The sequence below is a fragment of the Salmonella sp. SJTUF15570 genome (genome assembly GCF_043357055.1).
In the GTDB taxonomy this organism is placed as follows: Bacteria; Pseudomonadota; Gammaproteobacteria; order Enterobacterales; family Enterobacteriaceae; genus Salmonella; species Salmonella enterica.
On sequence record NZ_JBEUKJ010000002.1, the window covers coordinates 168,329 to 179,809 of the forward strand.

Consider the following 11,481-nt stretch of genomic DNA (forward strand, 5'->3'; position numbering starts at 1 on the left):
AAAACGCGGGTTTCGCGGGGTTCTGCCATAATGTTTATGGGATGTGAGAACGGAGGCCGCGTGAGAGGTAAGGGTTTTCTGATTATTGTGCTGTTGGGCGGTATTGGCGGGCTGGGATATCGTTATCTTCCCTCTTATTATAATCCTTTTGCTCCGCTACAACTTGCCGATCCGCCAGGCTGGATCACTACCTTCAAACTACAGCGCCTGACGCCGTCGCAGTGCCGGGAGCTGTTGACGGCGGCCAATCAACAGGGATTAATTTCATCACAACCTGTTGCGGATAGCGCTGGTGAATGTCCCTTGTCCCATGTTGTGCGCGTCAGAGATTTTGGTCAGGTCAAACTGAGCAGCAGTTTTTTAGCCTCCTGCCCGCTGGCGCTGCGCTCCGCGCTGTTTGTCGAACAGCAGGCAAAACCTTTAACAGAAACGTGGATGAAGCGCCGCCTGACCCGCATCGAACATCTGGGCAGCTATGCCTGCCGTAATATTTATCACCGCCCGGATGCGCGTCGCAGTGAACATGCCAGCGCAGAAGCGCTGGATGTCAGCGGGTTTCAGCTATCAGATGGCCGAAAAATCACTGTTCTGCGCGGCTGGGGGCGTCAGGAGACGGGGCCCTGGTTACGCGCTATGTTAAACGCCAGTTGCCATTATTATGGCAATGGGCTCGGGCCTGACTATAACGCTGCTCATGCTAACCATTTTCATCTTGGAATGCGGGGCTACGGCGTGTGTCGTTAAAGCATAAACGTCTGCCTTGCGCGGCTATATAATGTGACATGTTTCACAAAAATGATGAACGGGGAGACAAAATAGCAAAGTGTGACGTATCGCACCTCTGGAACCACCAGGAAAAAGAGAACTTGCTAAGCTAACGCGTATTTTCAGCTACTTACCGTTACGAGTCTTATGGAATCCTGGAAAGTTAATCTAATTTCCGTTTGGTTTGGATGTTTTTTTACCGGGCTGGCAATCAGCCAAATCCTGCCATTCTTACCCCTTTATATTTCCCAGCTTGGCGTCTCTTCCCATGAAGCGTTATCAATGTGGTCGGGGTTAACGTTTAGCATCACGTTTCTTATTTCCGCCATTGTGTCGCCGATGTGGGGCAGTCTCGCCGATCGTAAAGGGCGTAAACTGATGCTATTGCGCGCGTCGCTCGGGATGGCGATAGCTATTCTACTGCAGGCATTTGCGACCCATGTCTGGCAACTTTTCCTGCTGCGCGGAATCATGGGGTTAACGTCAGGCTATATCCCCAATGCCATGGCGCTGGTAGCCTCTCAGGTACCGCGCGAACGTAGCGGCTGGGCGCTCAGTACGCTTTCTACCGCGCAGATTAGCGGCGTTATCGGCGGGCCGTTAATGGGCGGCTTTGTCGCGGATCATATCGGGCTGCGGGCGGTATTTCTGATTACCGCCATGCTGTTGGTGGTGAGCTTTCTGGTCACGCTATTTTTAATTAAAGAAGGCGTGCGTCCGGTCATCAGGAAAAGCGAACGCCTGAGCGGTAAAGCCGTTTTTGCATCGTTACCTTATCCTGCGCTGGTGATCAGTTTGTTTTTTACCACGATGGTCATTCAACTCTGTAATGGTTCCATCAGTCCAATTCTGGCGCTGTTTATCAAATCAATGATGCCGGACAGTAATAACATCGCCTTTCTTAGCGGGTTAATTGCCTCGGTGCCCGGTATCTCCGCGCTTATCTCCGCGCCTCGCCTGGGAAAACTTGGCGACAGAATCGGCACGGAAAGAATTCTGATGGCCACGCTTATCTGCGCAGTGCTGCTTTTCTTCGCGATGTCCTGGGTCACCACGCCGTTCCAGTTGGGGCTGTTGCGTTTCTTGTTAGGCTTTGCCGATGGCGCGATGTTACCCGCCGTACAAACGTTATTGGTGAAATACTCCAGTGACCAAATTACCGGACGTATTTTTGGCTACAACCAGTCATTTATGTACCTGGGCAACGTGGTTGGGCCGTTGATGGGCGCGACGGTATCGGCGATGGCCGGTTTCCGCTGGGTTTTTATCGCTACGGCGGCGATCGTGTTGATCAATATCGGGCAACTGACCCTGGCGTTACGTCGTCGGCGTAACGCGCAAAAAGCGAAAGGCCAATAGCGGTGCATCGTAACGGCGCTTCTGCCGTTACGATATGGTTTAAATTAAAAGATATATTCTTTATCCGTGAAGTTTTTCTATAGATGGCATAACCTTAAATTATGATATAGCGTGATTATTGTTTTTTGATGGTTTATTATCGTCTCGTTTTCGGTCTGAGAAACGTTTCGCTGCGGCGACAGTGATAATTATTTGTGTAAAGTTCTTCCTGTATCATAAAAATAGTACTTTCAGCCTCTAGGCAGTGGTTCTTCATAGTGATAACGTCACCCTGGAACTAATAAGGAAATATGGTCATGAAAAATCTCATAGCAGAGTTGTTGCTTAAGCTAGCCCAAAAAGAAGAAGAGTCGAAAGAACTGGTTGCTCAGGTAGAAGCGTTAGAGATTATCGTCACAGCAATGTTACGTAACATGGCGCAAAACGAGCAGGAGATGTTGATACGTCAGGTAGAGGGGGCACTTGAAGGCGTAAAGCCGGATGCCAGCGTTCCTGATCACGATACGGAATTGCTGCGCCAATATGTAAAAAAGTTGCTGAGACACCCCCGGCACTAATCGTATTTTAAAACAATACAGTTGTTATAACGTTACTTTTATGAAATACCATAGCCGCTTCGTTTTTATTTTCTTCTGGGTAATACAGAGCGAAATAAAAACGAAGCGGCTATGGTAATAACAGTGTAACGTTATGCGTTGTTCTTCTGCATCCTGCGTGACTGTGGATAATCGAGTTGCACATTAGCCTACGGTTTGTCAATCAATAAAACATATATTGCTAACGGTAAGTAATACTTTTACTGCCGGGTGGTATTTTTGCCAGTAACAGCCAGACTTATATAAAGTCCCTGGGATATTTCCCAAAGGGACAACGTGTAATGCGTACACTGACAAAAGGATGGTGCTATGAAAATAACATTACTGGTGACTTTACTTTTTGGCCTGGTCTTTTTAACCGCCGTCGGCGCAACCGAGAAACCGTTAACGCCGCAACAGCAGCGCATGACGACCTGTAATCAGCAGGCGACAGCGCAAGCGTTGAAAGGCGATGCGCGTAAAACCTACCTTAGCGACTGCCTGAAAAACAGTCAGTCAGCCCCTGGCGAGAAAAGCCTGACGCCGCAACAGCAGAAAATGCGTGAATGCAATGTTCAGGCGACGGAACAATCACTGAAAGGCGATGACCGTAGCAAGTTTATGAGCGCCTGCCTGAAAAAAGCGGCGTAGTGCTATCGGGTGAGTCCTGAAAAACACTCACCCGAAATTTCATACTCCCTCCATGCGCTCTGTTTCTATAATTTGGGAAAATTGTTTCTAAATGTTCCCAAAAATAATGAATGATGAAAATTTTTACAGAAAAGCGGTTGAACAGGCGGTAGCGCCGCCTGACCCTTCTGATGATCGTCAGCGCTCCGGATTGCGCTTCGCCCGGCGCATCAGGCTACCGCGTGCGGTGGGGTTAGGGGGGATGTTTTTACCGGTAGCCGCCGTGTTAGTGTCGCAACCTGTCTTTGGCGGCTGGTGGCTATTGCTGGTCGGCTGGTCTTTTGTCTGGCCGCATCTGGCGTGGCAGTGGGCGGCGAAAGCCCTTGATCCGCTACGCCAGGAAATTTACAACCTGAAAGTGGATGCGATCCTCTCCGGCATGTGGATCGCGCTGATGGGCGTCAATATGTTGCCTGCCGCCGCGCTGTTTATGATGATGAGCATGAATCTGATGGGGGCTGGCGGGCGGCGGCTATTCACTGTCGGAATGGGCCTTTTGCTGGCGTCATGTCTGGTGACGTTGCAGCTTACCGGGCTACCCGTCGCTATGCGAAGCTCATCGCTGGAAGTCACGCTCTCTTTGCCCGTCATTATGTTGTATCCGCTTCTGTTCGCCTGGGTAAGTTATCAAACGGCCATTAAATTAGCGGAACATAAGCGACGCTTGCAGGCGATGAGCTCGCGGGATGGCATGACCGGCGTCTATAACCGACGCCACTGGGAAATTTTATTACGTAATGAATTCGATCACAGCCGACGCCACCATCGGGAGGCGACATTATTGATTATCGACATCGATCATTTTAAGAGCATTAACGATACCTGGGGGCATGATGTTGGGGATGAGGCTATTATCGCCCTGACGCGTCAATTACAGATAACGCTACGCGGGAGTGATATTATCGGGCGCTTTGGCGGCGACGAATTTGCGGTGATTATGTGCGGAACGCCGGCAGACAGCGCGATTACCGCCATGTCGCGAGTGCATGAACGGCTAAATACCTTACGCTTGCCGGGCGCGCCGCAAGTCATGTTACGTATCAGCGTGGGCGTGGCGCCGTTAACGCCACAAATCGGTCATTATCGGGAATGGTTAAAGTCTGCGGATATGGCGCTTTACAAAGCAAAGAATGCCGGACGTAACCGCACCGAAGTGGCGGCATGACGTCCAGCCGGGCTTCAGGATTTACTGAGCGCCTCTGATTTTTCCATACACTTCGTCATCGCTTCTATTACCGCAGCGCGGAAGCCACGTTCTTCCAGAACGCGTACGGCTTCAATCGTCGTTCCGCCAGGCGAGCACACCATATCTTTCAGTTCGCCGGGATGCTTTCCGGTTTCGAGTACCATTTTCGCCGACCCCATGACGGCCTGCGCGGCGAATTTATAAGCCTGAGCGCGAGGCATACCACCAAGAACGGCTGCGTCCGCCATCGCCTCGATAAACATAAAGACATAGGCCGGCGAAGATCCGCTCACGCCAACCACCGGATGGATCATCGGCTCAGCAATCACCTCCGCCTCGCCAAAGCAGCGGAAAATATTCAGCACATCAGCCGTATCTTCCGGTGTGACCAGCGCGTTGGGCGTGACGGAGGTCATTCCTGCGTTGACCAGCGACGGCGTATTCGGCATAGCGCGAATGATTTTACGGTCGTGTCCCAGCGCGCGCGCAAGCTGATCAAGCGTTACGCCTGCGGCGATAGAGACCACCAGCGAGTCTTTGTTCAGGCTGGAGGAGATTTCACTGAGCACTTTCACCATAATGCCCGGTTTTACCGCGCCGAAAACGATATCCGCGACCTGAGCGACCTCCTGCGCGCTTTGCGCCGCATTAATGCCGTACTGGTCATGCAGGGCGGCAACTTTATCGGGGGAGGGGGTGTAGACCCAGATCTGGCCGGGAAGTACCTGACCGCTGGCAATCAGTCCGCCAAGAATAGCCTTGCCCATATTACCGCAGCCAATAAAACCGATTTTCTTCTCCATCTCGTCACTCCCTATGTTTGTGTGTTATGGGGAATGGTTAGCTTAACGCGGATTGAAAACGGGCAGAAGGAGAAACAGCACTTTGATGAAAGACAAAAGCGCGAGACAATAAAAGATTGTATACCGTACGGGAGACATTATGACCATCTGGGTGGATGCGGATGCGTGTCCGAATGTCATTAAAGAAATTTTGTACCGCGCCGCCGAGCGGATGCAGTTGCCGCTTATTCTGGTTGCCAATCAGGCCTTGCGCGTGCCGCCTTCGCGTTTTATCCGCACGCTCCGCGTGGCCGCCGGGTTTGACGTGGCGGACAATGAAATCGTGCGTCAATGCGAAGCGGGCGATCTGGTGATTACCGCGGATATTCCGCTGGCGGCTGAAGTGCTGGAAAAAGGCGCTGCGGCTCTTAATCCCCGGGGAGAACGCTATAGCGACGCCACGATTCGCGAACGTCTGACGATGCGTGACTTTATGGACACGCTACGCGCCAGCGGCGTACAAACGGGAGGACCAAACAGTCTCTCGCCGCGCGATCGTCAGCATTTTGCCGCCGAGCTGGATAAGTGGTGGCTGGAAAGCCAGCGTAAAAAATAAATCCTGTAATGAAAAATTTACAGTTTATTCATTTCTGATTCTTGCTATAGTACTAATATTGTGACTTTAGTACCTTTGTGTAAATTATTATTTACATTTATGCGTTGTACTAGTTAGATGATATGATTATAACATTGCTGATATCAAATCCTGCGTATGCGCAGTTCCTGGGGGAACGCCTGCTATGATGCAACCTCTTTATCTTGTTGGCCCGCGGGGCTGTGGGAAAACCACCATCGGTATGGCGCTGGCGCAGGCAACCGGTTTTCGGTTTGCAGATACCGACCGCTGGCTGCAATCGCACGTGCAGATGAGCGTCGCTGATATCGTTGAAAAAGAAGGCTGGGGAGGGTTCCGCGCCCGGGAAACCGCGGCCCTGGAGGCGGTAAGCGCGCCTTCGACTGTCGTGGCGACGGGGGGCGGTATTATTCTCACGGAGTATAACCGACGTTATATGCACCGTGTTGGCGTAGTGATTTATCTGTGCGCGCCGGTATCCACGCTGGTTAACCGGCTTGAGGCTGAACCTGAAGCGGATCTGCGCCCGACCCTCACCGGCAAGCCGTTGAGCGAAGAGGTTCGGGAAGTGCTTGAGCAGCGTGACGCGTTGTATCGCGAAACGGCGCATTACATTATTGACGCGACGAAAACGCCGGCCCAGGTCGTTTCTGAAATTATCGCGGCGCTGCCGCCCTCGACGCAACGGTTACAGGGAGATGTCTATACTTAACGCTCACCCAGAATAAAGGAAACGCTATGCCAACCAGACCACCTTATCCGCGGGAAGCTTATATCGTCACCATTGAAAAAGGCACGCCGGGCCAGACGGTGACGTGGTATCAGCTACGGGCTGACCATCCGAAACCTGATTCGCTCATCAGCGAGCATCCGACCGCAGAAGAAGCGATGGATGCGAAAAAACGTTACGAAGATCCGGATAAATCATAGACGCATGAACCACTCGGAAGGGATTCTGAGTACCCCTAAATTGTATCTCCATCACATTCTTGAAACATTTATACTGGCAACTAAAACCGTAAATTAAGCGATAACAATACAATATTGGAGTTATTTGGAATCTTTACACAATACGTTGCTCATCTGCTGCTACGCTTTCTGAGATTTGTAGGGCAGGTAGCGCGGTGAGCGTGTGAATATTTGCCCGGGAATTACGACGAAGTAATAAGGTGGAATAAAAATGAGTGCGTCGTTGGCAATCCTCACAATCGGCGTTGTGCCAATGAGCGAAGTGTTACCGCTTCTGACGGAATACATCGACGAACAACACATCACCCATCATAGCCTGCTGGGAAAAATGAGCCGGGAAGACGTTATGGCGGATTACGCTGTAGAGCCTGGCGACGATCCGCTTTTGACGTTGCTGAATGATAACCAGATAGCCCATGTTTCCCGCCAGAAAGTGGAGCGAGATTTACAGAGCGTTGTCGAGGTGCTGGATAATCAGGGTTACGATGTCATTATACTGATGAGCACCGCGGCGATTAAAAGTATGGCAGCCCGTAATTCTATTTTGCTTGAACCGCTGCGTATTATTCCACCGCTTGTCGCCTCTATTGTGGATGGACATCAGGTGGGCGTGATTGTGCCTGTTGCAGAACTTCTGGCGGCCCAGGAGAAAAAATGGCAGGTATTGCAAATGCCGCCGGTGTATTCGCTGGCGAATCCGGTTCACGGTTCTGAGCAACAGTTAATTGATGCCGGGCAGGCGCTATTGGATCAAGGCGCGGACGTCATTATGCTGGATTGTCTGGGTTTTCATCAGCGTCATCGGGATATTTTACAGCAGGCGCTGGATGTGCCGGTTTTACTCTCTAATGTTTTGATTGCGCGGTTAGCTTCAGAACTGCTTGTCTAATTTTACGTGACAGGCCGAACGTCAGGACTCTATATTGGGTGTTAATTTAATAATGAGACGGGGCCTGATTATGCTACAAAGCAATGAATACTTTTCCGGGAAAGTGAAGTCTATTGGATTTACCAGCAGTAGCATCGGCCGGGCCAGCGTTGGTGTGATGGCGGAAGGGGAGTATACATTTGGCACCGCCGAACCCGAAGAGATGACGGTTGTGAGCGGCGCGTTGAAGGTACTGTTGCCGGGAGCTGTCGAATGGAAAGTGTATACAGCCGGTGAGGTGTTTAACGTGCCTGGCCACAGCGAGTTTCATCTCCAGGTTGCTGAGCCCACCTCGTATCTGTGCCGCTATTTGTAACGGTGAGTCCCCTCTCCGGCGGAGAGGGACCCTCTGGTTAGCGCTGCGCTTCGCCGCCTAATCCTTCCACCAGGCTTTGAATCAGCGCCGCCAGCTCTCCGGTCATCAGGATAAAGTCCGCGTCAAAACGTTGGGCAAAATCTTCCCGGTCGATATCTTCGTTCTGATCGCGCAGCTCATCGCAGAATTTCAGACGCTTAATGGAGCCGTCGTCGCACATGACGAATTGAATACGCTGCTGCCAGTCGAGCGCCAGCTTCGTGACCACTTTACCCGCTTCAATATGAACGGCGATCTCGTCGCTGACCAGATCCTGCTTTTTCGCGCGGATCACGCCGCCATCTTCCAGCATCGCTTTCAATTCGGCTTCGTCCAGCAACTGGAAACCCTGAGCGACCGTACCGGAGCGCACCCACTCTGTGAGCGTCAGCTCAATCGGATTTTCCAGCGCCAGCGGGACGACCGGCAGCGAGCCAAGACTTTTACGCAGTAGCGCCAAAGTATCTTCCGCTTTTTTCGCGCTGGCGCAGTCAACCATAATCAGGCCGTTAACGGTATCAATCCACATCATTGTCTGACTGAAGCGGCTAAACGCGCGCGGCAGCAACGAATGCAACACTTCATCCTTCAGGGAATCTTTTTCCGTCTTCTTCAGCTTGCGTCCCTGATCGGCTTCCAGTTTCTGGATTTTCGCCTCCAGAGCCTGTTTGATCACTGGCGATGGCAGGATTTTCTCTTCTTTGCGCGCGCAAATAATAATTTGGCCATTGGCGGTGTGCGTTAACGCATCGCTGTGAGAGCCCATCGGCGGAACCCAGCCCATTTTGGCCATATCCTGGCTACCGCATGGGGTAAACGTCATTGAGGCGAGCTGTTTCTCCATCTCTTCGGCGCGTAATGTGATATCGCGGCTAAGACGGTAAACCATTAAATTTTTGAACCACAGCATGATAATTTCCACGGCCTTGTCGTTAAATCCAGGCGGTATAGTAACGAATTGTCGGCAGGCTTGCATTGCCAATCAGAACGGTGAATTCTACCCTGTTGATATTCCCAAAAAATGAGGAGCGGTATGTGCGTATTGGTATCGATTTAGGCGGCACAAAAACGGAAGTCATTGCGCTTGATGATGCAGGAGAGCAGCGGTTTCGCCATCGTCTGCCTACGCCGCGGGAGGATTATCAGCAAACGATAGAAACCATCGCTACGCTGGTCGACATGGCGGAACAGGCGACCGGCCAGACCGGTAGCGTCGGCATTGGCATTCCCGGTTCTCTCTCGCCTTACACCGGCGTGGTGAAAAACGCTAACTCTACGTGGCTTAACGGCCAGCCGTTCGATAGCGATGTGAGCCGTCGTCTGAAGCGTGAAGTGCGGTTAGCCAACGATGCCAATTGCCTGGCGGTATCAGAGGCGGTAGATGGCGCGGCGGCGGGGGCGCAAACGGTATTTGCGGTGATTATCGGTACCGGGTGCGGCGCGGGCGTAGCGCTAAATGGCCGGGTGCACATCGGCGGCAACGGTACGGCAGGTGAATGGGGCCACAATCCGTTGCCGTGGATGGATGACGATGAGTTGCGTTACCGCGAAGAAATTCCCTGTTATTGCGGTAAACAAGGCTGTATCGAAACCTTTATTTCCGGTACGGGATTTGCCACGGATTACCAGCGTTTGAGCGGTAACGCGCTAAAAGGCGATGAGATTATTCGTCTGGTCGACGCGCAGGACTCCGTGGCGGAACTGGCGTTAAGCCGTTATGAGCTGCGGCTGGCGAAAGCATTATCTCATGTCGTGAATATTCTGGATCCGGATGTCATTGTGCTGGGCGGCGGTATGAGCAATGTTGAACGCCTGTACAAGACGGTTCCGTCGCTGATGAAATCGTTTGTTTTTGGCGGCGAGTGCGAGACGCCGGTACGTAAGGCGCGGCATGGCGATTCAAGCGGCGTGCGCGGCGCGGCCTGGCTGTGGCCGCTGGCGTAACGTTTTTAGCCGGATGGCGCGTCATCCGGCAACCGGCGTGACCGATGGCTGCTTGTGTTTTAGACGTCCGTATACCAGCAATGACGACATGGCGGAAAACGAGAGCAGGGCGGCGGGAAGCGCCACGTAGTGGTACGCAAAACCTAGCGTCAGCATCAGCCCGCCGCACCAGGCGCCAATCGCGCTACCGAGATTAAAGGCGATTTGCCCTCCCGCCGCGCCCAGCAGTTCGCCGCCTTTGGCGTTTTGCAGCAGCAGGATTTGCAGCGGCGCAGAGAGCGCAAACAGGCCAGCGCAGCAGATAAACGCGAAAGTCAGCGATGCCGTTTTGTATCCGCTGAAGAAAAAGAGCGCCATGAGAGAGAGCACGATAACGAGGTCAGTCACTACCGCGATGCGCAGCGGCGTATATCTGCCGGAGAGTTTGCCGCTTAACAGATTGCCTAACACCATCCCCAGCCCGACCAGCATCATAATAAACGTCATGCTCGTCTCCGAAAAACCGGAGATGTACATCATAAATGGCTTGATATAGCTGAACCAGGCAAAAACGCCCGCATTGCCGAACATCGTGGCGGCGAAAATGAGCCACGGCGCGGGGCTACGCAAGAAGTGGAACTGCTCGCGCAGGCTGCCTTGGGCTTTGTCGCGAATATCCGGCACCCAGAAGAAAATTGCGGTGAGCACGGCGATGTTGAAAACCGCGATCAATAAAAAGGTGTAGCGCCAGCTAAATTCCTGGCTCAGGTAAGTGCCGACCGGAATGCCCACCAGATTCGCCACCGTCATTCCTGAAACCATACCCGCGACGGCGGCGGTGACTTTCCCGGGGCGGATAATCTTTGACAGGACAATGGCGCCGACGCCAAAAAAGGCGCCGTGCGGAAAGCCGGAAACCAGTCTGCCGACGGCGAGCATCAGATATGACGAGGAAAAGGTAAATATGGCATTGCCCATCACGCACAGCGTGACCAGAAACAGCAGTATATGTTTAAGCGAAAAGCGGCTGGAAAAGAGCGCCATAACAGGCGCGCCCAGCACGACGCCGAAGGCGTAAAACGAGATCATATGCCCGGCGGCGGGAATCGTTATCCCGACATCGCGCGCCAGCTCCGTCAGCACGCCCATAATGCCAAACTCGGCCATCCCCAGTCCGAACGTACCCAGCGCCAAAGAAAAAATAACTTTTTTCATACCACCTGCCGAAAATAAAGGCGCATGTTGCGCGCTGTGGCTGTGAATTGTCACAGCCAATCAACGTATAGCTTGCGGATAAGCGCGAGGTAATACCATT

The 11,481-nt window shown here is 52.4% G+C and carries 14 protein-coding genes; 11 read left to right on the forward strand and 3 right to left on the reverse strand.

The features are described from left to right. Positions 1-30: 30 nt before the first annotated feature. From ABVN44_RS04390 to adrA, 5 genes are all read left to right on the forward strand, one after another. The gene (locus ABVN44_RS04390; protein ID WP_000480794.1) at positions 31-744 is read left to right on the forward strand and encodes an extensin family protein; all 714 of its coding nucleotides are present in this window, start codon (positions 31-33) and stop codon (positions 742-744) included. Between the two features lie 168 nt (positions 745-912). After that, the gene (locus ABVN44_RS04395) at positions 913-2,124 is read left to right on the forward strand and encodes a multidrug efflux MFS transporter (protein ID WP_000446772.1); all 1,212 of its coding nucleotides are present in this window, start codon (positions 913-915) and stop codon (positions 2,122-2,124) included. Between the two features lie 296 nt (positions 2,125-2,420). After that, the gene (gene iraP / locus ABVN44_RS04400; RefSeq protein ID WP_001518423.1) at positions 2,421-2,681 is read left to right on the forward strand and encodes an anti-adapter protein IraP; all 261 of its coding nucleotides are present in this window, start codon (positions 2,421-2,423) and stop codon (positions 2,679-2,681) included. Between the two features lie 348 nt (positions 2,682-3,029). Continuing rightward, positions 3,030-3,350, forward strand: coding sequence for a phosphate starvation-inducible protein PsiF (gene psiF / locus ABVN44_RS04405; RefSeq protein WP_000705165.1), 321 nt, complete (start codon positions 3,030-3,032; stop codon positions 3,348-3,350). Positions 3,351-3,441: 91 nt separating this feature from the next. Beyond that, on the forward strand, positions 3,442-4,554 hold the full coding sequence (gene adrA, locus ABVN44_RS04410; protein ID WP_000484097.1) for a diguanylate cyclase AdrA: 1,113 nt from the start codon (positions 3,442-3,444) through the stop codon (positions 4,552-4,554). A 14-nt stretch (positions 4,555-4,568) separates the two neighbouring features. On the opposite strand, the gene proC is transcribed toward adrA, so the two are convergent. Continuing rightward, positions 4,569-5,378, reverse strand: a complete 810-nt coding sequence (gene proC, locus ABVN44_RS04415) for a pyrroline-5-carboxylate reductase (RefSeq protein WP_000412193.1) — start codon at positions 5,376-5,378, stop codon at positions 4,569-4,571. A 139-nt stretch (positions 5,379-5,517) separates the two neighbouring features. Here proC and ABVN44_RS04420 point away from each other — a divergent pair, with 139 nt between their 5' ends. The 5 genes from ABVN44_RS04420 to ppnP all read left to right on the forward strand — a co-directional run bounded on the left by ABVN44_RS04420 (position 5,518) and on the right by ppnP (position 8,204). After that, entirely contained in the window at positions 5,518-5,973 is a 456-nt protein-coding gene (locus ABVN44_RS04420) for a YaiI/YqxD family protein (protein ID WP_000158134.1), read from the forward strand. A 184-nt stretch (positions 5,974-6,157) separates the two neighbouring features. Further along, entirely contained in the window at positions 6,158-6,703 is a 546-nt protein-coding gene (gene aroL, locus ABVN44_RS04425; RefSeq protein WP_000983570.1) for a shikimate kinase AroL, read from the forward strand. 26 nt (positions 6,704-6,729) lie between these two features. Beyond that, positions 6,730-6,921: a protein YaiA gene (gene yaiA / locus ABVN44_RS04430; RefSeq protein WP_001143161.1), complete on the forward strand. Its 192-nt coding sequence runs from the start codon at positions 6,730-6,732 to the stop codon at positions 6,919-6,921. A gap of 250 nt (positions 6,922-7,171) precedes the next feature. Beyond that, the gene (locus ABVN44_RS04435) at positions 7,172-7,849 is read left to right on the forward strand and encodes an AroM family protein (RefSeq protein WP_001276437.1); all 678 of its coding nucleotides are present in this window, start codon (positions 7,172-7,174) and stop codon (positions 7,847-7,849) included. 70 nt (positions 7,850-7,919) lie between these two features. Further along, positions 7,920-8,204: a pyrimidine/purine nucleoside phosphorylase gene (gene ppnP, locus ABVN44_RS04440; protein ID WP_023224693.1), complete on the forward strand. Its 285-nt coding sequence runs from the start codon at positions 7,920-7,922 to the stop codon at positions 8,202-8,204. Positions 8,205-8,241: 37 nt separating this feature from the next. Here ppnP and rdgC read toward each other — a convergent pair whose 3' ends face one another. Next, the gene (gene rdgC, locus ABVN44_RS04445) at positions 8,242-9,153 is read right to left on the reverse strand and encodes a recombination-associated protein RdgC (protein WP_000964305.1); all 912 of its coding nucleotides are present in this window, start codon (positions 9,151-9,153) and stop codon (positions 8,242-8,244) included. Between the two features lie 125 nt (positions 9,154-9,278). Between rdgC and mak the strand changes: the two genes are divergently transcribed. Beyond that, positions 9,279-10,187, forward strand: a complete 909-nt coding sequence (mak, locus tag ABVN44_RS04450) for a fructokinase (protein WP_023232052.1) — start codon at positions 9,279-9,281, stop codon at positions 10,185-10,187. Between the two features lie 21 nt (positions 10,188-10,208). Here the strand turns inward: mak and araJ are convergent, their stop codons facing one another. Next, positions 10,209-11,381, reverse strand: coding sequence for an MFS transporter AraJ (araJ, locus tag ABVN44_RS04455; RefSeq protein WP_000755630.1), 1,173 nt, complete (start codon positions 11,379-11,381; stop codon positions 10,209-10,211). Positions 11,382-11,481: the final 100 nt, after the last annotated feature.

Coding starts and splice junctions, on each gene's coding strand:
- ABVN44_RS04390 (WP_000480794.1), top strand. CDS start 31: ATGTTTATGGGATGTGAGAACGGAGGCCGCGTGAGAGGTAAGGGTTTT.
- ABVN44_RS04395 (WP_000446772.1), top strand. CDS start 913: ATGGAATCCTGGAAAGTTAATCTAATTTCCGTTTGGTTTGGATGTTTT.
- iraP (WP_001518423.1), top strand. CDS start 2,421: ATGAAAAATCTCATAGCAGAGTTGTTGCTTAAGCTAGCCCAAAAAGAA.
- psiF (WP_000705165.1), top strand. CDS start 3,030: ATGAAAATAACATTACTGGTGACTTTACTTTTTGGCCTGGTCTTTTTA.
- adrA (WP_000484097.1), top strand. CDS start 3,442: ATGTTCCCAAAAATAATGAATGATGAAAATTTTTACAGAAAAGCGGTT.
- proC (WP_000412193.1), bottom strand. CDS start 5,378: ATGGAGAAGAAAATCGGTTTTATTGGCTGCGGTAATATGGGCAAGGCT.
- ABVN44_RS04420 (WP_000158134.1), top strand. CDS start 5,518: ATGACCATCTGGGTGGATGCGGATGCGTGTCCGAATGTCATTAAAGAA.
- aroL (WP_000983570.1), top strand. CDS start 6,158: ATGATGCAACCTCTTTATCTTGTTGGCCCGCGGGGCTGTGGGAAAACC.
- yaiA (WP_001143161.1), top strand. CDS start 6,730: ATGCCAACCAGACCACCTTATCCGCGGGAAGCTTATATCGTCACCATT.
- ABVN44_RS04435 (WP_001276437.1), top strand. CDS start 7,172: ATGAGTGCGTCGTTGGCAATCCTCACAATCGGCGTTGTGCCAATGAGC.
- ppnP (WP_023224693.1), top strand. CDS start 7,920: ATGCTACAAAGCAATGAATACTTTTCCGGGAAAGTGAAGTCTATTGGA.
- rdgC (WP_000964305.1), bottom strand. CDS start 9,153: ATGCTGTGGTTCAAAAATTTAATGGTTTACCGTCTTAGCCGCGATATC.
- araJ (WP_000755630.1), bottom strand. CDS start 11,381: ATGAAAAAAGTTATTTTTTCTTTGGCGCTGGGTACGTTCGGACTGGGG.